Consider the following 25182-nt stretch of genomic DNA (forward strand, 5'->3'; position numbering starts at 1 on the left):
CGGCGCGGGGAACACGGGGACGGCCCGTACGACTACGGACGGCCCCGGCCGGTGAGGGCCGGGCCGGGGTCGTGAGGTGGGCGTGGGGGTGGCGGTCAGCGCAGCGACGCGGGCAGGTCCTCGCGGTGGACGATGCCCATGCGCTGGGTGGCACGGGTGAGGGCCACGTACAGGTCGCTGGTGCCGAAACGTGCCGGTTCCACGACCAGGACGTGGTCGAACTCGAGCCCCTTGGCCTCGCGGGGGCCGAGCAGCACCACGGGCAGGGTGAGGTCGGGCTCGGCGCCGGCCGTGACCCCGTCGAGCGGGGCGGCGATCTCCTCGTGCAGCGCGCGCGGCGCGATCACCGCGAGGCGCCCCTCGCGGGGGGTCAGTTCCGCGACGGCCCGCGCCACCGCGCCGGCCAAGTCCGCGCCGGCGTGCCGCGTCCACGGCTTCTCGCCGGTGGAACGGACCGACCGGGGCGGCTCGAAGGCGGGGTCCTCGATGCGTACGACCTGCGCGGCCAGGTCCATGATCTCCGCGGGCGTACGGTAGTTGACGCCCAGCCGCACGTGCTCGAAGCGGTCGCCGACGTACGGCTCGAGGATCTTCTCCCAGGAGCCGACGCCCGCCTCCTCCGAGGTCTGCGCCGGATCGCCGACCAGGGTCAGCGAACGGGTCGGGGACCGTCGCATCAGCAGGCGCCACGCCATCGGCGACAGCTCCTGCGCCTCGTCGACGATGATGTGCCCGAACGCCCACGTACGGTCGGCGGCGGCCCGCTCGGCGGCGCTGCGGTGGTCGGCCTCCTCCTGCCGGTCGGCCATCCGCTCGGCGTCGATGATGTCGTGGGCGGCCAGGACCTCGGACTCCGCGTCCTCGAACTCGTACGACTCCGAACCGCGCGACACCTCCAGGACGCCCTGGGCGTAGGCGATCTGTTCCTGGCGTTCGGCCTCGGCCGCGGCCCGCGCGGCGCTGTCGTCGACGCCGAGCAGTTCGGCGGCCTCGTCCAGGAGCGGCACGTCGGCCGGGGTCCATTCGCCGTCGTCCGGGGCGCGGCGGATCGCCCGGGCGTCCTCGTCCGGCAGGTACGCCGGCTCGGCGAGGTAGCCGGTGAGGAACTCCTGCGGGGTGAGCATCGGCCACAGCTCCGCCACGGCGGCCCGCACCCCCGCGCTGGCGGCGACGCCCTTGCCGAGCTGCGCGAGGTCGTCCGGGCCGAGGAAGTTGGGGCCGCCGTACGGGTCCGCGCCGATGCGGTCGGCGAGCTGCGCGGTGAGGGCGTCGATGACGTGGAAGGCGAAGTACGGCCGGGCGAGGTTGTGCGGCAGGCGCGTCTCGCGGGCGGCGTCCCGGGCCTGGTAGGCGATCTCCCAGTCCAGGACGAGTTCGCCGTCGTCGTGCGGGATGACGATCGGCGCACCGGGCTCGGGCAGCACCTGGCGGTCGCGCAGGGCGAGGGCGAGCGCCTCGGCCATCTCCGCGCCGCCCTTGACGGCCGCCGCGCGCGGGGTGTCGGTGCCGCGGGCGTGGACGCCGGGGAAGAGTTCGGCCTGCGTGGCGAGCATGACGCCGGTCTCGCCGAGGGCGGGCAGCACCTCGCCGATGTACCGGAGGAAGGCCGGGTTGGGACCCACGATCAGGACCGCGCGCTTGGCCAGCAGCTCACGGTGCTCGTACAGCAGGAAGGCCGCCCGGTGCAGCGCGACCGCGGTCTTGCCGGTGCCGGGGCCGCCCTCGACGACGAGGACGCCGCGGTGCGGGGCGCGGATGATGCGGTCCTGGTCGGCCTGGATGGTCCGCACGATGTCGGCCATGCGGCCGGTGCGGGCCGAGTTGAGGGCGGCGAGCAGCACGGCGTCGCCGGTGCGGTCCTCGAAGCCGCTGCGGTCGTCGTCCTCGAGGTCGAGGATCTCGTCGTGCAGCTCGGTGACCCGGCGGCCCTGCGTGGTGATGTGCCGGCGCCGGCGCAGACCCATGGGCGTGTGCCCGGTGGCGACGTAGAACGGCCGGGCGACCGGTGCACGCCAGTCGATCAGGAGCGGGGTGTGGTCGGTGTCGTCCTCACGGATCCCGATGCGGCCGATGTGGTGCGCGGCACCGTCCTGCAGGTCGATCCGGCCGAAGCACAGCGAGCCGTCGACCGCGTTGAGGGCCGCCAGCAGACCGGAACGCTCGGCGACGAGGACGTCGCGTTCGAGACGGGCCTGCATGCCGTTGCCCACCGGGGTCAGCGCGTCCTCGACGCGCCGGGTGGCGACCCCGCGCAGCGTGTCGACCCGCCCGTAGAGCCGGTCGATGAATTCCTGCTCCTTCTGCAGTTCGACTCTTTCGCGAGTTGACACATTCGCTCCCTGTCGGATATGGTGATTCCAGTGGCCCCCGGTGAGGGGCCGTTTCTGTGCGCGCACAGAAACACTCAATATACGTGAGGAAATCCCCGTACCGCAATTGCGGTACGGGGATTTCCTGCGTTCGGGGCGGGGCCTGGGCCTCGGCGCTGCGACGGTGCCGGGACGCCCCTCCGGCGGGCTGCGGCGCGGGGGCAAAAAAGAAAAGGAAAGGAGCTCGTCCGCTCCAATCCGTTCCCAACGTATAGCGCACCGGGGGCTTTGCGGCAAGCCCCTGGGGGTGCCGCAGAATCGCCCGCCGTAACCGGAATTCGGGGCGTGGGGAGGCATGAAGTGCGTGCGCTGTTGTCGACGTACGGGCCACGGGGGGACATCGAACCGCTGGTGGCGACCGGGACGCCGCCTGCCGCGGCCGGCGCGGTGACCGGCACCCGGGAGCCGTGGGATCCGGACGGGCGGGCTCACCCCGCCCCGGGACCGCGGCGGGGTGCCCCTATGATCAACGCCCGCTGGACGAACGATCGAAGCGGGGGGCGGACGATGACCTACCGGCGTGCGGCGATACCGGTCCTGACCGGGGGGTTGCTGCTCACGGCGCTGTTGTGGTGGGCGGGGTCGAGCGCGCACGCGCTGAACCTGCCGGGCACCGTCGACGTGATCGGCGGCCGGGCGGCCGCGGAACTCGGCACATGGCTGACGCCCTGGTCGTACGACCCGCCGGGCTGGGGGCAGCCAGCCGGCGCGCCGACGGGCGGCACCGACTACCTCACGCTGTACAGGACCGGGCTGCAGATCCGGTTCGCCGCGGTGTTCGCGTCCTTCGTGCCCGGGGCGCTGCTCCTGCTGCGCAGGCTGCCCCCGGTGCACGGCCGGTGGCCCGCCACGCTGCTCGCGGTGTGGGCGTGGGGCCTGGTGGCCGGAACGCTGGCGGTCACCGTCTCCGCGCCGTGGCTGATCGCCTCGCACGGGCACGGCAGCTACCGCTTCCTGCCCCAGCTGGCCTCGGTGATCACCACCGGGCGGCAGGCCGTCGCGGTGGCCGCGCTGCTCGCGGCGGCGGTGACGGTGCTCACGGCGCGCATCACGGCCAAGGGCGCGGACCCGCTCCCCCAGGCGGTCGTCCCGGCGCGTGCGGGCCGGCTGGCCGCGACCGTCGGGACGGCGGTGATCGCGGTGTCCCTCGTGGTGCTCTCGTACCAGTCGGTCGCCGCCGCCCTCCAGACCTACTCCCCCGGCATCGGCCTGCTCTCCGAACCGGGCGACCTGCTGCGCCAGTGGCTGCTCCTCGGCGCCTGGACGACCCCGTCCGGCGGGCCGCTGACCGGCTGGCTCCTGGCCCGCGCCGCCGACGTGCTGCTGCTCGCCGTGGTGTGGTGGATGCTGCGCCGGCTGCCCGTGCTCCTGACACGGGCCACGTTCCCCGCGATGGCGGTCTGCGCGGTCTGCGCGACCGTCCTCGGGCTGATCGCCTCGCAATTGCTGCGGGTCGCCGTGGACGGGGCCGGTCTGCACTGGGGGCTGCTGTACCTCTCCGCCAGTCTGGGCATCGGGGTCCCGGCCGCGCTGACCTTCGGCCTCGCGGCGGGCGTGGCGGCCGCCACCACGCTCCGGGTCGCCGAGCGCCGCGCGGCGGGGGGTGCCTGACACCATGGCCGACCACCACGTCGCCGCCCTGGCGTATCTGTCCTGGAATCCCTCCGCGCCGGCGGACGTCCTGCTGCGGCTGCTCAGGCACGACGACCGGGCGATCAAACGGAACGTCGCCCAGCGCAGGGGTCTGCCGCTGGAAGTGGTCGACGCGATCCTGACGGACCCGGACCCGGCGCTACGGGCATGCTTCGCCGAGAGCGAGAACGCGGACCCGGCCCAGCGGGCCCGCCTCCTCGACGATCCGTCGCCGCGGGTCATCCTGGGCCTGGCCATCGGCCCGACGCCGTACAGGAAACGCGTGGACCCCCTGCCCGACTGGGCGTACGAACGTCTCCTCGCCCACCCGGACGGGAGGATCCGCTGCGAGACCGTCATCTCGCGCCTCGTGCCCGGCCACCTCCTGGCGCGACTGGCGGACCATGCGGACGGCCCCCTGCGCCAGGCGGCCTGCCGCGCGTGGGACTCCCTGACCGACGACGCCAAGGAGGCGCTGCTCCACGACGACGACCTCGATGTGCGACGCGCCGCCGCAATGCGCGTCTGTCATCAGGACGCAGAACGCACGGCCTGGCTCGTGGAGAGCCTCACGAACCCCTGGGACCGGGCCACGGTGCTCCGCGGCGGGCTGCTCAGCCGTGAGCTCGCCGAACGCCTGGTCACCGGCGACCGCCCGGCGTCCGTCGCCGCCAACCCCTCCCTCCCTCCGGACCTCGTCGCGCGGTTGGCCACCCACCCGGATCCGCACGTGCGGCTGGTCGTCTCCGCCAGGCCGGAGCTGACGGAGCGGGAACGCGCGGCCGTCGACTACACCGTGGGCCCCGAGGACCGCCTGGACGTGCTGGACTGGGTGCGGGAGGCGCGGGACGACCCGGAGGTCCTGCGGCGATGTGCGACCTCCGCGCACACATGGCTGCGCCGCAGCGCCGCCGTGTGCCCCGGCCTGGAGCCCGAGTACGTCGAACTGCTGTCCCGGGACGAGGACTTCGCCGTGCGGCTCCTGCTGTGCGAGTTCCACCCGGAACCGCCGCCGGAAACCCTGCTGGACCTCTACCTCAACGGCACCCACCGCGCGGTCATGTGGTTCGCCAACCACCCGCGGTTCCCCGCCGCGGGCCTCGCGGAGCGCTTCGCGGACTCGGCGGACCCCGAGGAAGGTCGTCTCGCGTTGACCGACCCGGACCTGCCCGTGCGGACCCTGGAGGAGTTCGCCCGCGACCCCGACCGGCGATGGGCTGCGGCCCGCCACCCGCGGCTGCCCGTACCGCTGATCCGCGAACTGCTCGACGACCCCGGCACGACCCATCACGCCGCCGGCAACCCCGGTCTGCCCGCCGAGGACATGCACCGGCTCCTGGACGGCGCCGGGGTCCCCGACTAGCCGGACGACGCCCTTGGCGACCGGGCGCTACGCCCGGTCGCCAAGGGGGACTTCACTGCGGCCGCCTGGGAAGCGGAGCTAGAGCGCGCCGCGCTTCACCCGGCGGAGCAGGAGGAATCCCGCGATCGCCAGGACCGCTCCGAGGCCGGCCGGCCACAGGTTGGTCCCGGTGTCGGCCAGACCGCCGTTGATCGCCTGCTGGTTGGCCTGTCCCGCGGGGCTCGGGGCGAACCCGCCGGGGGCGGGGGACTGTCCGGGCGCCGTCGACTGCTGGCCGCCCTGCTCCTCGCCCTGCTCTTCGCCCTGCTGCCCGCCCTGCTCCTCGCCGTGGTGCTGGTGGCCGCCGGCGGGCGGGTTGGCGGTGTCGTCCTGGCCCGCCGTAGGCGTGGTGTCGGCCTTGGGCGTCACCGTGACGGGAGCGTCGGGGGTGTCGCCGCCTCCGTTCTGGTCGTCGTCCGGGTTGTCCGCCGGGGGCTCCTCGGCGCCGGGGTCGTCGTTCCCGCCGTTACCGGGTTCTTCGGCGCCGGGGTCGTCGTTCCCGCCGTTACCGAGCTCCTCCGTACCGGGGTTGTCGTTGCCCCCGTTGCCGGGCTCCTCCGTACCGGGGTCGTCGTTCCCGCCGTTGCCGGGCTCCTCCGTACCCGGGTTGTCGTTCCCGCCGTTGCCGGGCTCCTCCGTACCCGGGTTGTCGTTGCCCCCGTTGCCGGGCTCCTCCGTACCGTCGCCGCCGGCGCCACAGGTGCGGCCCTGGTTGATGCAATCGGCCACCTCCTGCATCAGGCCCTCGTCGAAGATGTTGATGAAGTCGCCGTGGTCGGTGATCGGCTTGTGCAGGTTCTCGGGGAAGGAGTCCACCGCGAACAACGGCACCGTCTTGCCGCCGTCCTGGACGCTCGGCGCCTGGACGTCGTACACGATGCGCTGGACGAGCTGCGGGATGGCCTTGAAGCCCTGCGGGCAGTTGCCGCCCGCGTCGGCGAAGGCCACGTGGGTGCGGTGGTTGGCGCTGTCGACGTTCTGGCCGTCCCAACAGCTCTGGAACCGGAAGGTGCGGACCACGTCGCTGCCGTCGGGGCAGAGCGGGTACTTGTCCTTCAGCTGCCGGTCCTCCAGACCCGTGCAGCTCCAGGAGGCGTTGGCGTTGGCCGGCCCGTTGACGAAGGCCTTTGCGTCGCCCGTGATGATGCGCAGCAGGCGCGGCATGGGCGTGACCTTGCTGACGGGGTTGCCGACGAACGTGAGCGTGACCTCCTTGGGGGTCACGATCTTCCCGGCGTTGCCCTCGGTGCCGCCGCCGGGCGCCCCGGCGTCCCGCTCCACGGTGCCGTCCTGCACGCGCAGCACGGGCCAGTAGTACGACGACTTGTCGCCCTGGTCCTTGCAGCTCGTCTCCGCCTTGGCGAGGTCGTCGATGGTGGCGAGTCCGTTGTTGGACTGGTTGCCGATGTAGTCGTGGAAGTGGTGGGCGCCGTTGGTCACTCCGGGGGCGACGATGATGTTGTCGGAGTTGAACAGGCCGTCCGCGTTGACACCGCACTCGGACGAGAACGTGCCGGAAGAGGCGTCCGACGGCTGCGGGCCGCGCGGTGCGTTCGGGTTCACGCTCATGATGTCGGCGAAGTCCGCCACGACGGGGCCGTTGCCGCCCTGTCCGCCGCCCTGCCCGGCCGGGGCGCCCTGGCCGTTCTGGCCGCCGTCACCCGTGGACGGCTGCGGGCTGCCTTCCTGACCCTGCTGGCCCTGCTGGCCCTCCTGGCCTTCCTGGGCATCGGTGGAGCGGACCGTGCAGCCCGCGAGGCCCTCGACACCCTGCGGGGGGTCCCCCACACGGTCGATGGCCTGCAGGATGCGCGCGATCGTCGCGGCGCGCTTGTCCTTCAGCGGGCCCAGGACCGCGTTGTCCACGAAACCGGGGTCCTGCTGCTGGGCTGCCGACGTCTCCTTCAGCCTCTGGTAGGCCTCGGCTATCTGCTGGTCCAGAAGGGCGAGTTCCTTGTCGACGTCCTCCTTCGCCTGCTCGGGCACGGAGGTGAGCTCCGTGCCGACGTCCGGACAGTCGACCGTGATCGCCTGGCCCGCGGAGGTCGTCTGGGCCGTCTGACCCGACGAGTCCCCCTCGGTCGCCGAGGCGAACACGTTCGCCGTCACCAGGACACCGCCTCCCAGCATCAGGGCGACGGCTACAAAGGTGCCACTACGTGTGCCGGTAGCACGTCTGCGCGAATTGCGTACCAAGGAAACCCTCCTGCGCGCCTGATGATTGGCGGCCTGAACACGACAAGCCGTCCACACATACGGACACCACCCCCGGAGTGTTCAACCGCCCCGGGAATTCACAGGAGTTACCGGTCAAGGCCGTGGCCGCCCAGGCCGGGCCCGGTGGCGCCACGCCACGGGGCCCGGCCGGCGGGAGCGCCTCACCAGGTGTGGGCCACGTCGATCACCAGGCGGTCGGAGAGCTGGAACACCCGGAACGGCAGCCGGGCCCGCACACCGAGCCCCACCTGCGTGTCACCCTCGAAGCTCGACGCGAACCTCGCGTCCCGGAAGGTCCGGTAGCCGGTCAGGTCGACGCCCGGCAGCGTCCGCCCCGCGCGGCCCGGGTACGTCGCGGCGCCGGTCTGCGGGTCGTACGAGGGGGCGGCCACCCGGATCTCGATGATCGCCCCGCCGGAGACCGGTATGACCCGCCCCGAGCCGTCCTGGTGGACGGCGTCGACGTACTGCACGGTGTAGCCGATCGCGTCCGTGCCGGCGGTGGGCACGTCGAACACCACACGGTCGTAGCACTCGTGGCTGCCGGTCCTGATGTCGGTCAGTGACCCGAGGTCGGCGTCGGTCCCGGACTTCGGGAGGCTGCCCCAGCCCGTCGGGCACGCCGCCGCGGGCGCCGCGGCCACCGCGGGCACTGCCACGGCCACCCCCGCACCCGCCATCACCAGGGCGGCCAGCACCGCCCCGTATCGTTTCGCACGCATGGTTCCCCCTTGCATTGCGGCTCTTGCCTGCTTTCCATGTACGACATGCCGGGCAAGGGTTTGGTTGTGCCGGGACGCCCGGGAACGCGCCGTCTCCCGGACGGTCCACGGGCCAGCCGTCTTCCGTCACCCGCCGGTGCTGGGGAACGCCGTCCTCAGGGCCTCCGTGACCGTGGTGAGGGTGGCGTCCGACGGTGCGCGCAGGCACACGTCGATGCGCACCTCGAAGGGCTTGCCGTACGCCGCCGAGCGGCCGTAACCCCAGGCGGGGATCTCCGTGTCGCCCCGCAGTACCTGGCAGCCCTTTCCCGCGGCCACCGGATCGCCCAGGGTGAGGGGCGTCGCCGGGCCGGCCTTGCCCGTCACGGTGGTACGGAACGTCATCAGCACCCCGTCCTCGCCGAGTTCCTCCAGCGGCTCGCAGGCGGGCTGCGCTTCCTCCGCCAGGTCGGGGCAGGAGTCGCGTGACGGGAGGCTCAGGAGCTGCGAGGCGACGAAGCCCGTCGCCGTGCCACGGTCGTCGACGGACAGGCTGTGCCAGGTCCGCGGTACCCGCAGCGTCAGTCCGGTGCCGCTCAGGAGGCGGACCGTCGTGCGGTCCCCCGTGGCTCCCGGCGAGGGCGTCGCTGCGGGGAGGGCGTGCCGCTCTCCCGCCGCGTCGGCCGGAGGCCGTGCCTCGCCCGGTGGCCGCAGCCCCGGTACGAGGGTCGCGCAGGCCACGACGGCGACCACCGCCGTGACCGCGCCGGCGGCTGCCACGCGGCGCCGCCGGCGCCGCTGCACACGCCACCTGATCCGCGTCATGCGGTCGGCGGGGCCGGCGGTCTGCGGCACCGCGTCATGCAGAAGGCGGCGCAGCGCCTGTTCCGTCTCGTGCCACTGCTCGTCAGGTGCGGCGCGCATGGTCCTCACTCCCCTCCACGGGACGGCGGCCCGGCCCCGACTCCCGCACCGTGCAGGCCCCCTGCCATCGCGCTCCCGTCCCGGTTGAACTCCTCACTCCTGTTCCAACCGGGTGGGGCGCCGTTCGGTTGCCCGGGGAACACCCGCCGCCGACCAGGCCTCCCTCCCCGAACCGTGATGTGCGTCACACCGCTGGAAACGGCTCATCCCTGAGCGGTGGTCCACCGGGTTGAGGACGTCAACGGGGCGCATCGCCCCGCCGTGACACCTTTCGAACGAAGTGACGGAACGACATGCCTCCCACACCCACCACGCGTGCACTGCGGCCGGCCGCGGCCGCTGTTGTCCTCGCGCTCGCCCTCGCGCTCGCCGGATGCACCCAGGACGACGGCGGTACCGCCGCATCCGCCGGCTCCTCCTCCGACGGCCACACGTCGCCCTCGCGGGCCGCCGTCAACGGTGAACTGGCGATCCCCGAGGGGGCCGACGAGGGGACCAGACAGCAATACGTGTCGCAGAACACCATCGCCGCCTGCATGCGGAAGAAGGGCTTCACCTACACGCCGCACGTGTCGGGCGTGGAAACCGCCGCCATCCCGGTCGACGGTCAGGATTACGAACTGGCCAAGAAGTACCGCGACAAGTACGGCTTCGGCTTCTTCGCGGCCGCCGTCTACCCGGACGACCCCGGCGTCCCCGGCAGCAAGGCCCACGAGGCCCGGGAGATGACCAACCCGGACGAGGCCTACCTCGACGCACTGTCCCCGGCCCAGCGGAAGGCCTACGACACGGCGATGGGCACCGCGAAGCAACTCGCGAGCGGGAAGAAGGTGATGCTTCCGGGATGTGTGAAGGAGGGGATCGAGAAGGCCTACGGGCCGGAGAAGTCCCAGGCCGAACTCGACCGTGAGCACGCCGCGAACGAGGAGCGGGACCGCGCCGCGAAGCAGGCCCTCAACGGGGACCCACGGTTGATCTCCCTGGCGCAGCGGTTCGCGTCCTGCCTGCGCGACGAGGGCATCGCGGTGACGACGACCCAGCCGACCGCCATCGGGGACATGGTGAAGTTCGCGACGGCCCAGCAGACCCCGCAGGACGGCGTCCAGAAGATGGACCAGGACACGGCGCGGGCCAAGCTCACCCAGGAGATCACCATCGCCCGCAAGGACCTGGAGTGCGGCAAGGAGTTCCGCGCCGCGTACTTCCCCAAGCTCGCCAAGCACCCCCTCTACGGGATCACCGGATGAGCCGGCGTCTGCCGAGCGGCCCGAACGGGCGCGGCAAGCAGGTCGGGATGATCGTGGGCGTGGTCGCGCTCGTCGGCGCGGGCGGCTGGTTCGCCGGTACCCAGATGCAGTCGCCCGCCGACGCCGCCGCCTCGCGCCGGCCGCCTGAGGCCGGTCCCGTCACCGTCGCCGTGGAACGCCGGAAACTGACCGCGAGCGTGATCGCGCAGGGCGGCGTGGAGTTCGGGGCACCGCACGGGGTGTCGCTTTCCGGGTCCGTCGGGTCCGCGGGCGGTTCCGGGGACGGCGAGGCGACCCAGCGGGTCACCAGGCTTCCGCAGGCCGGTGCCACACTGCGCGAGGGCAGCGTCCTGATGCAGGTGAACGGCCGTCCGGTGTTCGTGCTGCGCGGCTCGGTCCCGATGTACCGGGCCCTCGGCCCCAGCAGTTCGGGCGACGACGTCAGGCAGTTGCAGAGCGCGCTGCGCAGGATCGGGCACGATCCGGGAGCCGTCAGCGGGGACTACCGGCAGGGCACCGCGTCGGCGGTGACCCGCTGGTACCAGGGCAAGGGGTTCACGCCGCAGCAGCCGGGCGTCGCCGACCAGCAGCAGCTGGGCGACCTGGAGGCCGCCGTCACCGACGCGCAGCTCGCGGTCCTCGCGGCGCAGGGCGGCGGAGCCGAAGGCGAGGGCGGGGGCGAGGGCGGGGGCGAGGGCGGCAAGGGCGGTTCCGGCACGGCGGGCCCACCGGCCTCCGGCGAGGCGTCGGCTCTCGAACTGCGCTCCGCGCGGCAGCGGCTGGACCGGGCCAACGCGGCGCTCAGCGCGTTCACCGCCACGTACGGCACCAAGGTCCCGGCGGGCGAGGTCGTCTTCCTGCCCGATCTGCCGGTCCGGGTCGACAAGGTCAAGGTGCGCCTGGGTGACACCCCGGACGGCGAGGTCGCCACCGTGACGAGCTCCGACGTGGTGGTGCGGGCCGTCGTGCCCGGAGCCGACGGCTCCGCGCTGCGCGAGGGCATGACCGCACGGATCGAGACGGCGGACGGCACCCGTGTGCGCGGCGTCGTCGCGCAGGTGGGCGGCGCCGGGAACCAGGCGGACACCGGAAAGGACGGCGACGGCACCGGCGCGGACGCGAAGGACGAGGGCGGGGCCGAACCCGGTGCCGATGCCGGCGCGGAGCCGGGCGCCGACCCGTCCGCTCCGGTCCAGCTGGTGATCTCCGTACCCGAACCCGGCCCGTTGAAGGACCAGTCGGGCGGCACCGCCAAGGTGACCATCGAGGTGGGCGCCTCGAAGGGCGCCGTCCTGGTGGTGCCCGTGGCCGCGGTCCACACCAGCGCCGACGGCAGGGCCCGGGTACGGGTGGACCGCGACGGCGCGGTGGTGAACGTGCCCGTCACCGTGGGCCTCTCGGCCGCCGGGCAGGTCGAGGTCAATGCGGACGGCGGCTCGCTGGACGAGGGCGACCAGGTGGTGGTCGGACGGTGAGGCACAGACCCGTACCGCCTGGCCCGGCCCCTGAGCAGGCGCCGGATCCGGACACCGTGATCCGGCTCACCGGCCTGAGCCGGGTGTTCGACACCGACCCACCCGTGCACGCCCTGCGCGACGTGCACCTGGAGGTCAGGAGAGGGGAACACCTGTCGATCGTCGGCCCCTCCGGCTCGGGGAAGTCCACGCTGCTCAACACCCTGGGCCTGCTGGACCGGCCCACGTCGGGCAGCTACTGGCTCGACGGGGTCCTCACCAACGCCCTGGGCGATCCCGAGCGGACCGCGCTGCGCGGCAGCCGCATCGGCTTCGTGTTCCAGTCCTTCCACCTGCTGCCGTACCGCACCGTGGACGAGAACGTCATGCTCGCCGAGACCTACCGGACCCCTCGCCCGGGCCGTGCGCGCCGCACCCGCGCCGAGCGCGCCCGGACCGCACTGACGCGGGTCGGACTCGGGCACCGCTTCGGCTTCCTGCCGGGCCGCCTGTCCGGTGGCGAACGGCAGCGGGTGGCCATCGCCCGGGCCCTGATGGGCGAGCCCGCCCTTCTGTTGTGCGACGAGCCGACGGGCAACCTCGACAGCGAGAACACCGAGTCGGTGCTCGCGCTCTTCGACGAACTGCAGGCCCAGGGCATGACGTTGCTGGTGATCACCCACGACGACGCCGTGAGCGGACGGGCCGGCCGGCGGGTGCGGATCCGCGACGGCATGCTCCGGCAGGAGGGCGCATGAGGCCCGGCATCCGTGGCGTGCGGCGCCGCGCCGCCCACGAACGCCCCTTCATGGACCCGCGGGACCTGTGGTCGGAGTCCCTGGCCGGAGTGCTGGCCCGCCCGGTCCGTTCCGCGCTGACGACCTTGGGTACGGTGCTGGGCATCGGCACGCTGGTCATCACGATCGGCGTGGCGTCGACGGCGGCGAACCAGATCGTCGGCCGGTTCGACGCCCTCACCGCCACCTCGGTGACGGTCGTGGTGCCGTCCCCACCACCGGGGTCCGCCGATCCGCCGCTGGTGGACTGGCCGGGTGTCGGAGCGGTCGAGCGCCTCGCGGGTGTGGAGTCGGCCGCCGCACTGTCCGATTCCGACGGCAGCGCGAACGTCCAGGTCCGGGCGAACGACGTGGTCGCCCCCGGCGCGCTGACCGAGCAGACATTGGCGGTCGTCGCCGCCACCCCGGCGCTGCCGGAGGCGGTCCGCGGCACGATGGCCACCGGCCGGTTCTTCGACACCGGTGACATCGCACGTCACGACCGGGTCGCCGTCCTCGGCGACCAGGCGGCCCGGGTGCTGGGCATCGACGACGTACGCGACGCCCCAGCCGTCTTCTTCAAGGGGCAGTCGTACACGGTGATCGGCGTGCTCGGCGGGTTCCAACGCGAGCAGCGCCTGTCCGCCTCGGTGATCCTGCCCCCGACCACGGCGGCGGACCGGATGGGCATGGACAACGTGACCCGGGTCCTGGTCAACACCTCCCTCGGCGCGGCCCGGCAGGTCGCCCGGCAGGCGCCGGTCGCCCTGTCCCCCGGACACGAGGAGGCGCTCACCGTGACCGCCCCGCCGGACCTGTCCAAGGCCAGGAAGGGCGTCCAGGGCGACGTCAACGGCCTGTTCCTGGTCCTCGGGCTGGTCTCGCTGGTCGTGGGCGCCATCGGCATCGCCAACGTCACCCTCGTCACCGTGATGGAACGCGTCGGCGAGATCGGACTGCGCCGGGCCCTGGGCGCGTCCCGGCGCCAGGTGGCCGGGCAGTTCCTGGCGGAGTCCACCACCATCGGCCTCCTCGGCGGCGTCGTGGGCGCGGCCCTGGGCGTGGTGGTCGTCGTCGGCGTGGCCGCCGTGAAGGACTGGACGCCCGTCCTGGACCTCCGCCTCGCCCTGGGCGCCCCGGTCGCCGGCGCCATGGTCGGCCTCCTCGCCGGCCTCTACCCCGCCCTGCGCGCCGCCCGGATGGAACCCGTGGACGCCCTCCGCGCCCCGTCCTGACCCCGCGCCGCCGCGGGGCCCCGGGCGGACGGCGCGTCCGCCCGGGCCCGCGGTGCCCGTCGGCCGCCGCGTAGCCTGGTCCCATGGTGCAGAGGAAGGCCAGGAGCGCCTGCAGGGCGTAGAGGTACTCGCCCTCCTCGCCGTCGAAGGGCTGCGCCACCAGGTGCTGCCGGGTCACCCGGCGCATGTCGTCGAGCTCTGCCGCGTAGTGCGCGCGGACGTGTCCCGGCTCGTGGAGTTGCCCCGTAGGCGTGTTCGAGGCGTGACCAGTCGATGGGCATGCCCGTCATCATCGCAGCCGCCCCCGCCCCGCCGTCCGAAGTGCCGGACGGCGGGGCGGGGGGCGGCGCGCTCGATCCCCGCTCAGGCCCCGCTCATTCCTCCGTCGGTCCGAGGTCGGGGGTGTCCCGCAGGTCGACGGTCGCGCGGGCGGTGGCGTGCAGTTCGAGGACGACGAGTTCGTTCGTGCCGGGCCGCAGGACCGGGCCGGGGACGTAGAGGCGCCGCTGGGGGCCGCGGGACCAGTGGCGGCCCAGGGCGAAGCCGTTGATCCAGGCGTTGCCCTTGGTCCAGCCGGTGAGGTCCAGGTAGGTGTCCGCGGGCTGCTCCACCTCGAACACCCCGCGGTGGAACGCCGGCCCCACCGGCTGCGGGCCGCCGGTGGTGAAGGTCAGGCCCGACAGGTCGTCCAGGGGCAGGGGCCTGCTGCTCCAGCCGGTCAGTTCGGTGCCGTTGGCGGTGACCGTGCCGGTGAGGCCCTTGCGGTCGTGGATGCCCTCCCCGTAGTTGACGCGGCCCTGGTTCTCGACGAGGACGGTCAGGGTCGCGCCGCCGGCCGGCACGGTGACGGTCAGGGCACCTTCGTGCAGTTCGCGTTCGAGGACGCCGACGGCGGCGCCGTCGAGGAAGACCTGTGCCCGGTCCGCGATCGCGGCGAAGTGCAGCAGGGTGGGGCCCGGCTCGCGCAGGGCGGTCTCGTACACGACGAAGCCGAAGTCCTGGCCGAGTTCCTCCATGGTCAGCGGACGCGGCCCGGTCACCGCCTGGCCGAGGCGGCCGGCGGAGCCGAGCAGCGGGGCGTTCGCGGTGAGCCGGACGCCGAGGAGGTTGAGCTTCTTGGACGGCTCGGGCAGCGGCTCGTCGGGGACGGTGGTGTGCCGGGCGAGGACGTCGCGGAAGGCGAGGTACTTGGGGGTGATGTCGCCGGCCTCGTCCAGGGGCGCGTCGTAGTCGTAGGAGGTGATGGTGGGGCGGTAGGTGTGCTTGTCGTTGGCGCCGTTGGTGAAGCCGAAGTTGGTGCCGCCGTGGAACATGTACAGGTTGACGCTCGCACCGGCCGACAGCATCTCGTCCAGGTCGGCGGCGGCCGACGCGGCGTCACGGACGACGTGTACACCGCCCCAGCGGTCGAACCAGCCGTTCCAGAACTCGGTGCACATCAGCGGCCCGTCGCCCTGGTGCTCGCGCAGCGCGGCCAGGCCCTGTGCGGGGCGGCTGCCGAAGTTGACGGTGCCGAGGACGCCCGGGATGCTGCCGCGGGCGAGGTCGGCGGGCTGGTCACAGGTGAACAGCGGCACGTCCACACCGCCTTGGCGCAGCTTGTCCTGAAGGTGCGTCAGGTAAGCGGGGTCCTCGCCGTAGGCGCCGTACTCGTTCTCGACCTGCACCGCCAGGACGGGCCCTCCGTTGGTGGCGAGGTAGGGGACGACCAGCGGCAGCAGCCGGTCCAGGTAGTCGTCCACGGCGGTCAGGTAGCGCGGGTCGGCGGTGCGCAGCCGGATGCCGGGCGTGGCGAGCAGCCAGGACGGCAGTCCGCCGCCCTCCCACTCGGCGCAGATGTACGGGCCGGGGCGCAGCAGCACGTGCAGGCCCTCGGCCTGTGCGAGTTCCAGGAAGGCCGGCAGGTCCAGGCCGTCCTCAGTGCGGAAGGTGTGCGGCCGCGGCTGGTGCAGGTTCCACGGCACGTAGGTGTCGACGGTGTTGAGTCCGAGCAGCCGTGCCTTGCGCAGCCGGTCACGCCACTGGCCGGGGTGGACGCGGAAGTAGTGCAGGCCACCGGAGATGACGCGGAACGGCTCGCCGCCGAGGCGGAATTCGTTCCCTTCGATCCGCAGTACGGGCATGGGCCGTGCTCCTCCAGTGGAGTCGAGTTCTGGTGCGTGTGGTGCATGCGGTGCGGTCACGGGGTGTTCGCCGGTGTCCGGCGGGGACGCCCCGTGACGGAATGTTTGCGTTGCCATCGCGACGATGCGGTGACCACGGGGAAACCGTCGGGGGTTCGGCCTCAGCGACCGCGCGGCGGCGGCGCGGTGCTGCTGCGCACGACCAGGCTGGTGGGCACCAGCGTGGTGCCCCGCTCCGCCTCGTCCTTGCGGATCTGCCGCAGCACCCCGTCGACGCAGCGTCGGCCGACCTCGGCGAAGTCCTGGTGGATCGTCGTCAGCGGCGGCATGTACGAGGCGGCCTCGGGGATGTCGTCGAAGCCCACCACGCTGACGTCCTCCGGCACCCGACGGCCCTGCTCGCGCAGCGCACGCAACAGCCCGAGCGCCATCTGGTCGTTGGCCACGAACACCGCCGAACAGCCCGGGTCCTGCGCGATGCGCAGCCCGGCCCGGTAACCCGACTCCGCGGACCAGTCCCCGCGCAGCAGCGGCGGCACCTCGCGCCCCGCCGACTCCAACGCCGCCCGCCAGGCACCCACCCGGCGCTCCGCGGCGAACGACTCCTTCGGGCCGGCGATGTGCCACACCGTGCCGTGACCGAGACCCAGCAGGTGTTCCACGGCCGCCCGGGCGCCGCTGGCCTGGTCGGTGTCGACCACGCAGTAGCGGTCCCCGGCGTCGGAGTCCACCACCACCACCGGCGCGGTCGGCGGCAGGGCCACCGTCATCGCGTCCAGCAGATGGACCTCCATGATCATGACGACCCCGTCCACCGCCAGCTCCCCGAGCCGGGTGAACGCGCCCTGGACCCCGTCCTGCGTGGGCACGGTGACCGGCAGCAGCGTCGTGGCGTAACCCTCCCGGGCCGCGGACGAGGCCACGGCCTCCAGCGTGCGCATGTTGCCGGTGCTGGAGAGGTTGAACAAGATGACGCCGATGGTGCGGAACTCGCCCCGCTTGAGGGCCCGGGCCGCGCTGTTGGGCCGGTAGCCGAGCTCCTTCATCGCGGCCAGCACCTGCTGCCGGGTCTCCTCCAGCACCCCGGGGAAACCGTTGGAGACCCGGGAGACGGTCTGCGCCGAGACGCCCGCCAGCTTGGCCACGTCGGCCATCGACGCACCGCGCCGCCGCCGCTGCGCACCCGCCGCCGAGCTCTGTCCGGTCCCGTCCACGTGCGTCGTACACCTCATACGTTTCACTGCCGTTGGTGGTCAGAAGTCTAGGGGGGCCGAGCTGCGCGGACCGGCGGTCCGCGGGCCCCCCGGGCCGGCGCCGGCGCTCCCTCGAAGAGGGCCGCCGGGCCGGCCGCGGATCGCGAGGGGGCGTCAGCCGCCGACGCTGAAGCCCTGGTCCTTGCCGTACTTGACCGAGGCGTCCTGCCAGGTGCCCAGCGCGTCGGGCAGCGGCGTGGAGGACACGTACGCCTTGCCGACGGTGTCGTTGAAGATCGAGTTGGCGTACACCTGGTACGGCAGGTACGACCAGCCCTTGACGACGTCCGCCGCCGACTTCGCGAAGATCTCGTTGGCCTTCTGGCCGCCGAAGTAGGGGAACGAAGTGTCCAGGAACGCCCGGGAGTTCAGGTCCGCCGTCGTGGCCGGGAAGGCACCGCCCTTGATGCGGGCCTGGACACCGGCGTCCTTGTTCGCGTACTTGATGAAGGCGTAGGCCAGCGGCTTGTCCTTGGCCGCCTCCATCACCGCCAGCGAACTGCCGCCGTTCTCCGCGCTGGCGCTCTGGCCCGCCTGCCACTGCGGCAGCGCCGCGGCACGCCAGTCACCGGACGCCGAGGGGACACCGGAGACGAAGTTGGCGGGCATCCAGCCACCGGTCGACAGCGTGGCGATCGTCCCGTCGGCCAGGCCCTTGTACCACTGGTCGCTCCAGGACGCGATCGGCGCGAGGAGCTTCTCGGAGATCAGCTTCTGCCAGACCTCCGTGAACTGCTTGGTGCCCGCGTCACCGAAGTCGACGTCCACCTTCGTGCCGTCCACCGTGTACGGGTGACCGCCGGCCTGCCAGATCAAGCTGGTGACGAAGCCGGCGTCACCGGTGTCGTTGGTGATGTACGCCTTCGGGTCCGCCTTGTGCAGCGCGCGGGCCGCGGTCAGGTACTCGTCCCAGGTCGTGGGCACCGCGATCTTGTACTTGTCGAGGACCTTCTTGTTGTAGAACATCGCCATCGGCCCTGAGTCCATGGGCAGCGCGTACACCCCGCCGTTGACGGCCACGGAGTTCCACGGGCCCGGCGAGTACGCCTTGGACAGGTCCTTGGCGCCGTAAGGGCTGAGGTCGGCGACGGACTTGCCGAGCGCGAACTGGCTCAGCGCGTAGTACTCGATCTGCGCCACGTCCGGCGCCCCGGAACCGGCCTGCACCGCGTTCTGCAGCGCGGTGTACTGGTCGTTGCCCGTGCCCGCGTTGACCAGCTTCACCTTGACCTTCGGGTACGTGGCCTGGAAGTCGGTGACCACCTGCTTCAGCGTCGGCTCCCACGCCCACACCGTCAGGCTGCCGCCCTTGTCCAGCGCCGCCTCGACGCTGCCCGCGTCCGCGGCCTTGGCACCCGAGCCGGAGTCGTCGGAGGAACCGCAGGCGGTCAGGGACAGCGCCGCCGCACAGAGCACCGCGATCGCCTGCGCCGAACGGCGCAGTGGCTTGTTCGTCATCGCATCTCACTTCGTTGTGGTGATGGTCTGCGGCACCGCCCGCCGCCACGGCACGGGTGTGCCGGGCGCAGGACCGCAGGGGGAGGTGGGTACGGCGCCGCCGCGGCGCCGGTGATCACTCCTTGACGCTGCCGGCGGCGAGCCCGGACTGCCAGAAGCGCTGCAGGAGGAGGAAGGCCGCGACCAGCGGCACGATGGTCAGCAGCGAGCCGGTGACCACCAGGTTGAACACCGGCTGCCCGCCCGCGGTGGCGGCTTGGGCATTCCAGGCGTTGAGCCCCAGGGTGAGGGGGTACCAGTCAGGGTCCTTGATCATGATCAGCGGCAGGAAGTAGTTGTTCCACGTCGCGACCACGGTGAAGAGCAGCACGGTGACGATGCCGGGTCCCAGCAGCGGCAGGCTGATCCTGAAGAAGGTGCGGATCTCACCCGAACCGTCGACCCTGGCGGCCTCCAGCAGCTCGTCGGGGATCGCCTCGGAGGCGAAGACCCACATCAGGTAGAGGCCGAACGGCGAGATGAGCGAGGGCACGATCACCGCCCACGGGGTGTTGGTCAGGCCCATCTTGCTGAACATCAGGAACGTGGGCACGGCCAGCGCGGCACCCGGCACGGCGACCGCGCCGATCACCACCGCGAAGACCGCGCGCTTGCCGGGGAAGTCGAACTTCGCCAGGCCGTAGCCGCCCAGGACGGCCAGGAACGTCGCGCCCCCGGCGCCGACCGCCACGTACAGCAGCGTGTTGAGCAGCCACCGGACGAAGATGTGGTCGTCGTAGGTGAGGGTCTGCCGGATGTTGTCCCAGAGCGCGAAGTCACCGCTGAACCACAGCCCGAAGGAGTCCAGCAGGCTCTTCTGGGTCTTGGTCGCGCTGATCACCAGCCAGGCCAGCGGGACCAGGGTGTAGACCGCCACCAGCGCGGTCAGGACGGTGAGCAGGATGCTGCGCCGGGGCCGGTCGGAAGAGTGCCGCCGGCCCGCCGGGCGCTCGGACGGTGCGGCGCCGCGGCGCTCGCGCTGCGGGGCCGTAACGGCCGCCTGGGTGCTCGACTGGGCCATCGTCAGGCCTCCTTGCGCATGCCACGCAGCTGCACGACGTAGGCGATGATCATCGTGACGACCCCCATGACGATCGCGACGGTCGCCGCGTAGTTGTGCTGCTGCCCGGAGAAGGACAGCGAGAAGGTGTAGAGGTTCGGCGTGAAGTACGTCGTGATGGCGTTGGGCGCCAGCGGCTTGAGGATGCTGGGCTCGTTGAACAGCTGGAAGCTGCCGATGATCGAGAAGATCGTCGCGATGACCAGGGCCCCGCGGATCGCCGGGATCTTGATGGAGGTGACGATCCGCAGCCGGCTCGCGCCGTCGATCTCGGCCGCCTCGTACAGGGACCGCGGCACGACGTGCAGCGCCGAGTAGAAGATCAGCATGTTGTAGCCGACGAACTCCCAGGTCACGATGTTGCCGATGCTCGCCAGCACCAGGCCGGGCGACAGGGGGTTCGGCAGGGAGGCGCCGAAGGTGTCGTTGATGTCGGCGACCAGGCCGAAGCGGTCCCCGTACATGAAGCCCCACATCAGCGTCGCCACGACCGCCGGGACCGCGTAGGGCAGGAAGATCGTGATCCGGAAGAACCTCCGGCCGTGCAGCCGCCCGCTGTCCAGCGCGAGGGCGACCAGCAGCGCGATGCCCAGCATGACCGGCACCTGGACGACGAGGAACAGCGCGACGCGGCCGAGGCCGGACCAGAACTGGCCGTCCTGGAAGGCCTGGACGTAGTTGTCCAGGCCGACGAAGGAGGTCCCGCCGATGAGGCGGTCGCGGAACAGGCTCAGGTAGATCGAGTAGCCGATCGGCGCCAGGAAGACCAGTGCGAAGACGATCATGAACGGTGCCACGAAGCCCCATCCCAGCCAGCGCCGGCCCCGGCGTCCTCGGGGAGGAGCGGCCCGGCCGGTGCCCGGTGGCGGCGGTATGGCAGCCATGATCCCATCCTTCACATCGTCGTGCGGGGTCCCGCCACATCGGGCGGGTCCGGGATGGTTGCGCAAACATCAGTGACCGCAGTCGGCGCACGTTTACGCAAACATTTGATGGACGCGATGTTGGCACCGGCCATCAGGACACGTCAAGGGCCCTCACGCGGTTCCTCCCCGACACCACCCCGCCAGGCCGTCCCCGCACGTCAACAGCCCTTCAGCCGGACCCACTTGCCCACCGCCGGCCCGCACAGCAGACCGGCGGCACACACGCTCACTCCGTACGCAGCCCGTCCGCCCGCATCATCCGCCACAACGGCGGAAGGCTCAGCACCGTCACCACCAGGACCGCCACCGCACCGATCCCGGCATACGGCAGGAACACCCACCAGTCCCGCACCGGCTTCACCACGACGCCCAGCATCGCCCGCCCCAGGACCAGCCCTCCCACGATCGCGACGACCGTACCCGCCAGCACCGGCACCGCCGTCTGCCACAGCACCGACCACGCCAACGTCCTGCGCCGCGTACCGAAGGCCACCAGCACCGACAGCAGACGCCGACGCTCCCTCAACTGCTCGATCTGCGCCACCAGCATCCCCGCCGCGATCAGCGCGACCGTCAAGGTCCCGCCGACCCGCAGACCCGTCTGCACACTCGAGTACTGCCGGTCCCGCTGCACGTTCACCAGCCCGCCCACCCGCAGCATCGGATCCACCCGCGCCGCGGCATTGCGCAGGTACTCCGCCGCATCCGGAACCCCGCGGTCGATCGCGACGGACGCGAACGTCGACGCCTGCGGCAACCGGTGCCCCGCCAGCGCCCCCGGAGTGACCAGGATGCCGTCATGGACCTCGCCCACCGGATCCCGGACCGCCACCACCGCCCGAGCCGTCACCGGCAACGTCCACAACTCGCCGTCCGAAACACCCTCCGAAACGGCGTCGAGATCGATCCGCCCACCCGGCCGGGCAGCCTCATCGGTGAGGAGGTTCGCCTCCCGCGCCCGCCGCGACGCACCCGGCCGGTGAGCCACGAACGCGTCACCGTCACGGCACGAGGACAACGAGGCCAGCGACCGCAACGTCGCACAACTGCCCACCGTCAACATGGTGACGGACCCCGGCCCACCACCCGCATCCGGACGACTCACATACGCCTCGACCGTCGCGACCACCCGCCGCACGCCCTTGACCTGACGGAACTCCCCGGCCATCCGCTCCGCCAGGACCGGATCGCCCACGCCCTCCGAAGCCGCGGCAACCCGGAAATCCGCACGGACGACATCGGCAGAGGCGGAAGACCCACGCCCCGCCTTCGGAGCGGACGGCGAGGCGAAGTCCTCCTGCATGCCGCCGAAGACCATCTGCAGCGCGATCGCACCGGCCACCGCCACGGTGATGCCGCTCACCGCCCGCGACGCCGTCCCACTGCTCAACTGCAACCGGCGCACCGCGAGCTGCCACGCGACCGGCCCCCCGCGCAGCCGCCTCACCACGGCCTCCACCAGCCACGGCAACAGCCCGGTCAACCCCACCAGGACCAGCACCGCACCCAGCGCGACCGGATACACACCACCCGACCCCAACTCCCCGTCCGCCGACCCCGTCAGCATCAGCACGCCGACACCGACCACCGGACTCACCAGCCGCCACCACAACCGACGCGGCCGCAACGTGGCATGCCGCACGACCCCCAACGGCTCGATCGCCACCGAACGCAGCGCCGACAGGGTGACCACCACCGCCCCCACCAGGATCGCCACCACGATCAGACCCACCAACAGCAGGTCAGGGGCGACATCGGCAGGAAAAGCACTCACACCCCACAGCCGCACCGACCCCGCCAGCCGGCGCGCCCCCAGGAACACCCCCGTACCGACCAGCAGACCCAGCACGGCGCCGAACAGCGCCTCACCCGCCGCGATCCGCCGGGTCATCCCGACATCCGCACCGACCAGCCGCAACGCGGCCAGCCTGCGGTCCCTGCGGTCCCCGCCGAACCGGACGGCCGTACCGATGAAGACGCCCACCGGAACCAGCAGGACGACACAGATCAAAGCGACCAGGACCACCAGCCGCGGATCGAACCGCCCGGAGCCGGGATCATGGCCGTACCCTGCGGACCTGATCGCACCCCCGCTCCTGGTGAGCGTGGCACTCCCCGCGTAGAAGCGCAGCTCCCCCGGTTCGAGCAGACCCCGGTCCGCGATCGTCCCGGTGATCCGGTAACCGAGCCGCTCCTTGAGCAGCGCGCCGGACGACGAGCCCAGCAGCTCGCGCAGAGCGGGCGAGACCGCCATCTCCCCCGGCCCGGGAATCCGCGCCACACCCGGCGGCGGCGGAGCACCGGGACCGTCCGGGCGCAGCAACTGCCCGCCGACGGCCTCGCCACGGTACTCGGTGCTCGCGTCGTACCAGAGGAACGTCGTGTCCGCGCGCCGCACCGACACCTCGCTCTCGACGTTCGGCGTCTCACGCGCGTGCCCGCGCTCCGCGCGGGCGTCGAGGACGTTCGGCACCGCGGCGGCGAGGAACAGCAGGGCCACCCCGAGCCCGACGCCCACCGCGGTCAGCGCCGTGCGGATCCACCCCTCGCGGCCCCCGGAGCCCGCCAGCCGCGCGCCGAGCCACAGATCTCGCAGCGCCGAACGGAACCGCCCCGGCGCGGCCCCGGCACCGTCACGGTTCATGCGGGGCCCCCTGGGCACGGTACGCCGTCGTGCATGACGGCTCGGCGGTTGCGGGACGCGGCCTGGGGCGGGGGCGGCGCGAGCGGGAGTCGGAGCGGGTCGAAGAACATGCAGTGAATATACACGCTGTCTATACACTCGATGTCTACCCACAAGGTGTCATCACAGTGTGCCCGCCGCTCTCCTTCACCGTCTTCACCGGTACGGCATATTGCCTGGTCAGAGCAGTTCTGTAGAGTCCACCGGCCGATCCCGCGCACAGTGGCAGGAGTGTCGACACTGGTGGCGGCGAGGTGCGTCACCGGGCTCGCAGGTGGACCCCAGGCCGGACCCCGGGAGCCGCGGGACCTGGGGACGAGGAATTCTCGACCCTCGCATTACTTACGGCGGACAGGCTCCCCTGCCACCCCGTTTCCCTTGCGGAAACCGGCAGGTGGCGCGCCGTTCCCCCACGCCGCCGGCGTGACCGGGCCGAAGGCGCGCGGGCGCGGCTCAATCATGTGGACTGGTCAAGATCTCCTGCCGTAATGTCCTCCTGCCCGCCGCTCGACGGGCACGTCTCCATGTTGTGTCCCTGGGGGGATTCCATGTCGCTCAACCCTGTCGGGCCGCCGCCCGGCGCCCCGTACCCCGTACCCGTCGGGCCTCCGGCGACCACCGCCGTGCTCCGTTCGCCGCTGGGTCTGGCGACCGCGGTGACGGTGCTGCTGTCGCTGGTGATCGCGGTCGATGTGCTCGCCATCGCCGCGGAGGCCGCTCGCTACTCCCTCATGGGCACGGCGGTCGCGGACGAGCTCGCCACCGTCGACCCGTCCGCGCTGAACCGCTCGGACCTGTGGACGGGTAGCGCCGCCGTACTGCAACTCTTCGCCCTGGTGGCGACGGCCGTCGTCTTCATCGTCTGGTTCCACCGGGTCCGCTCCAACGGCGAGGTGTTCGCCCCCAACGGGTTCGAGAAGGGCCGCGGGTGGGCGATCGGCGGCTGGTTCATCCCCATCGGCAACCTCTGGATCCCCTCCAAGGTCGCCCGTGAGACCTGGGTCGCGAGCTCCCAGACGACGCAGGACGGCCGCCTGCGGCCCGCCGACTCGGGCCCGGTCGCCTACTGGTGGGCGGCGTGGATAGCCTCCTCCGTGCTGGGCCGGCTCTCGGGGGGCCTGTTCGACGAGAGCTCGGGCTACGCGGACGACCTCCGCGACGCCGCCGGCTTCGCCATCGCCGTGGACGGCGTGGACATCCTCGCCGCTGTCCTCGCCATCCTGTTCGTCCGCAAGCTGACGGCCATGCAGCACCGCAAGGCCACGGAAGGCCCGTTCGCCCTGTCCTGACCCGGGCCGCGCCCTCGTCGGGCGGGGGCGTCGGGCGCGTGCGGGTGGCGTGTCAGCGTGCGGTCAGCGCCCTGTCAGCGGGGGCGGGCAGTGTGCGGGCATGGACACCGTCACCGCGAAGCGATCCGCCCCTCCCGCCGCCGCCCGTCATCCCCGCGCCGCGGGCCCCGTGCCTTCCGCCCCGGCCGCGTTCCTGCGCTTCGCCGTATGCGGCGGCGGTGTGGGGCTGGCGTCCTCCGGCGTGCTGATGGCGCTGTCGGGACCGGTGCCGTTCGCCCTGGCGAACGCGGTGGTGACGGTGGCCTCGACGGTGCTGGCCACCGAGTTGCACGCGCGCTTCACCTTCGGCGGGGGCCGCGCCGGGTGGCGGGCGCACCTGGAGTCGGCGCTGACG

At 72.4% G+C, this 25182-nt stretch carries 17 protein-coding genes; 7 read left to right on the forward strand and 10 right to left on the reverse strand.

Annotated features, from left to right (window positions below; genetic code table 11):
• Positions 1–95: 95 nt before the first annotated feature.
• A complete protein-coding gene (locus tag AC1VWI_RS08185; RefSeq protein WP_499516745.1) occupies positions 96–2306 on the reverse strand; it encodes a HelD family protein in 2211 nt (736 codons plus the stop codon).
• Between the two features lie 570 nt (positions 2307–2876).
• Here AC1VWI_RS08185 and AC1VWI_RS08190 point away from each other — a divergent pair.
• Both AC1VWI_RS08190 and AC1VWI_RS08195 read left to right on the forward strand, forming a co-directional pair.
• A complete protein-coding gene (locus AC1VWI_RS08190) occupies positions 2877–3980 on the forward strand; it encodes a hypothetical protein (RefSeq protein ID WP_499510276.1) in 1104 nt (367 codons plus the stop codon).
• A gap of 4 nt (positions 3981–3984) precedes the next feature.
• Positions 3985–5364: a hypothetical protein gene (locus tag AC1VWI_RS08195; protein ID WP_499510277.1), complete on the forward strand. Its 1380-nt coding sequence runs from the start codon at positions 3985–3987 to the stop codon at positions 5362–5364.
• Between the two features lie 78 nt (positions 5365–5442).
• On the opposite strand, the gene AC1VWI_RS08200 is transcribed toward AC1VWI_RS08195, so the two are convergent.
• The 3 genes from AC1VWI_RS08200 to AC1VWI_RS08210 all read right to left on the reverse strand — a co-directional run bounded on the left by AC1VWI_RS08200 (position 5443) and on the right by AC1VWI_RS08210 (position 9245).
• Entirely contained in the window at positions 5443–7533 is a 2091-nt protein-coding gene (locus tag AC1VWI_RS08200; protein WP_499510278.1) for a DUF1996 domain-containing protein, read from the reverse strand.
• Between the two features lie 248 nt (positions 7534–7781).
• A complete protein-coding gene (locus AC1VWI_RS08205) occupies positions 7782–8342 on the reverse strand; it encodes an AMIN-like domain-containing (lipo)protein (RefSeq protein ID WP_499510279.1) in 561 nt (186 codons plus the stop codon).
• Between the two features lie 126 nt (positions 8343–8468).
• A complete protein-coding gene (locus AC1VWI_RS08210) occupies positions 8469–9245 on the reverse strand; it encodes a hypothetical protein (protein ID WP_499510280.1) in 777 nt (258 codons plus the stop codon).
• A 293-nt stretch (positions 9246–9538) separates the two neighbouring features.
• On the opposite strand from AC1VWI_RS08210, the gene AC1VWI_RS08215 reads away from it, so the two are divergent.
• The 4 genes from AC1VWI_RS08215 to AC1VWI_RS08230 are packed head-to-tail and all read left to right on the forward strand — an operon-like array spanning position 9539 to position 13957.
• On the forward strand, positions 9539–10492 hold the full coding sequence (locus tag AC1VWI_RS08215) for a hypothetical protein (protein WP_499510281.1): 954 nt from the start codon (positions 9539–9541) through the stop codon (positions 10490–10492).
• Complete coding sequence (locus AC1VWI_RS08220) at positions 10489–11967, forward strand: peptidoglycan-binding protein (protein WP_499510282.1); 1479 nt, start codon at positions 10489–10491, stop codon at positions 11965–11967. Before AC1VWI_RS08215 ends, AC1VWI_RS08220 begins: the two co-directional genes overlap by 4 nt.
• A gap of 56 nt (positions 11968–12023) precedes the next feature.
• On the forward strand, positions 12024–12704 hold the full coding sequence (locus AC1VWI_RS08225; protein WP_499510283.1) for an ABC transporter ATP-binding protein: 681 nt from the start codon (positions 12024–12026) through the stop codon (positions 12702–12704).
• Positions 12701–13957, forward strand: coding sequence for an ABC transporter permease (locus tag AC1VWI_RS08230; RefSeq protein ID WP_499510284.1), 1257 nt, complete (start codon positions 12701–12703; stop codon positions 13955–13957). The genes AC1VWI_RS08225 and AC1VWI_RS08230 overlap by 4 nt, the downstream gene beginning before the upstream one ends.
• A gap of 374 nt (positions 13958–14331) precedes the next feature.
• On the opposite strand, the gene AC1VWI_RS08235 is transcribed toward AC1VWI_RS08230, so the two are convergent.
• The 6 genes from AC1VWI_RS08235 to AC1VWI_RS08260 form a co-directional block, all read right to left on the reverse strand.
• Complete coding sequence (locus AC1VWI_RS08235) at positions 14332–16080, reverse strand: glycoside hydrolase family 35 protein (RefSeq protein ID WP_499510285.1); 1749 nt, start codon at positions 16078–16080, stop codon at positions 14332–14334.
• Positions 16081–16241: 161 nt separating this feature from the next.
• Positions 16242–17294, reverse strand: coding sequence for a LacI family DNA-binding transcriptional regulator (locus tag AC1VWI_RS08240; RefSeq protein WP_499510286.1), 1053 nt, complete (start codon positions 17292–17294; stop codon positions 16242–16244).
• A 153-nt stretch (positions 17295–17447) separates the two neighbouring features.
• Positions 17448–18791, reverse strand: a complete 1344-nt coding sequence (locus AC1VWI_RS08245) for an ABC transporter substrate-binding protein (RefSeq protein WP_499510287.1) — start codon at positions 18789–18791, stop codon at positions 17448–17450.
• 115 nt (positions 18792–18906) lie between these two features.
• Positions 18907–19851, reverse strand: a complete 945-nt coding sequence (locus AC1VWI_RS08250; RefSeq protein ID WP_499510288.1) for a carbohydrate ABC transporter permease — start codon at positions 19849–19851, stop codon at positions 18907–18909.
• Positions 19852–19853: 2 nt separating this feature from the next.
• A complete protein-coding gene (locus tag AC1VWI_RS08255) occupies positions 19854–20774 on the reverse strand; it encodes a carbohydrate ABC transporter permease (RefSeq protein WP_499510289.1) in 921 nt (306 codons plus the stop codon).
• Between the two features lie 268 nt (positions 20775–21042).
• Positions 21043–23460 carry an FtsX-like permease family protein gene (locus AC1VWI_RS08260; protein WP_499516746.1) on the reverse strand — a complete coding sequence of 806 codons (2418 nt, stop codon included), beginning with the start codon at positions 23458–23460 and terminating at the stop codon, positions 21043–21045.
• 587 nt (positions 23461–24047) lie between these two features.
• On the opposite strand from AC1VWI_RS08260, the gene AC1VWI_RS08265 reads away from it, so the two are divergent.
• Positions 24048–24788: a DUF4328 domain-containing protein gene (locus AC1VWI_RS08265; protein ID WP_499510290.1), complete on the forward strand. Its 741-nt coding sequence runs from the start codon at positions 24048–24050 to the stop codon at positions 24786–24788.
• The last annotated feature ends 394 nt before the right edge of the window (positions 24789–25182 follow it).

It is taken from the genome of Streptomyces sp. TOM-9 (assembly GCF_056858595.1).

Excerpts from the sequence above, each read along its gene's own strand:
- AC1VWI_RS08230 (WP_499510284.1), top strand. The coding sequence starts at position 12,701 with ATGAGGCCCGGCATCCGTGGCGTGCGGCGCCGCGCCGCCCACGAACGC.
- AC1VWI_RS08195 (WP_499510277.1), top strand. The coding sequence starts at position 3,985 with ATGGCCGACCACCACGTCGCCGCCCTGGCGTATCTGTCCTGGAATCCC.
- AC1VWI_RS08215 (WP_499510281.1), top strand. The coding sequence starts at position 9,539 with ATGCCTCCCACACCCACCACGCGTGCACTGCGGCCGGCCGCGGCCGCT.
- AC1VWI_RS08210 (WP_499510280.1), bottom strand. The coding sequence starts at position 9,245 with ATGCGCGCCGCACCTGACGAGCAGTGGCACGAGACGGAACAGGCGCTG.
- AC1VWI_RS08255 (WP_499510289.1), bottom strand. The coding sequence starts at position 20,774 with ATGGCTGCCATACCGCCGCCACCGGGCACCGGCCGGGCCGCTCCTCCC.
- AC1VWI_RS08220 (WP_499510282.1), top strand. The coding sequence starts at position 10,489 with ATGAGCCGGCGTCTGCCGAGCGGCCCGAACGGGCGCGGCAAGCAGGTC.
- AC1VWI_RS08245 (WP_499510287.1), bottom strand. The coding sequence starts at position 18,791 with ATGACGAACAAGCCACTGCGCCGTTCGGCGCAGGCGATCGCGGTGCTC.
- AC1VWI_RS08265 (WP_499510290.1), top strand. The coding sequence starts at position 24,048 with ATGTCGCTCAACCCTGTCGGGCCGCCGCCCGGCGCCCCGTACCCCGTA.
- AC1VWI_RS08235 (WP_499510285.1), bottom strand. The coding sequence starts at position 16,080 with ATGCCCGTACTGCGGATCGAAGGGAACGAATTCCGCCTCGGCGGCGAG.
- AC1VWI_RS08260 (WP_499516746.1), bottom strand. The coding sequence starts at position 23,460 with ATGAACCGTGACGGTGCCGGGGCCGCGCCGGGGCGGTTCCGTTCGGCG.
- AC1VWI_RS08205 (WP_499510279.1), bottom strand. The coding sequence starts at position 8,342 with ATGCGTGCGAAACGATACGGGGCGGTGCTGGCCGCCCTGGTGATGGCG.
- AC1VWI_RS08200 (WP_499510278.1), bottom strand. The coding sequence starts at position 7,533 with ATGCTGGGAGGCGGTGTCCTGGTGACGGCGAACGTGTTCGCCTCGGCG.
- AC1VWI_RS08250 (WP_499510288.1), bottom strand. The coding sequence starts at position 19,851 with ATGGCCCAGTCGAGCACCCAGGCGGCCGTTACGGCCCCGCAGCGCGAG.
- AC1VWI_RS08190 (WP_499510276.1), top strand. The coding sequence starts at position 2,877 with ATGACCTACCGGCGTGCGGCGATACCGGTCCTGACCGGGGGGTTGCTG.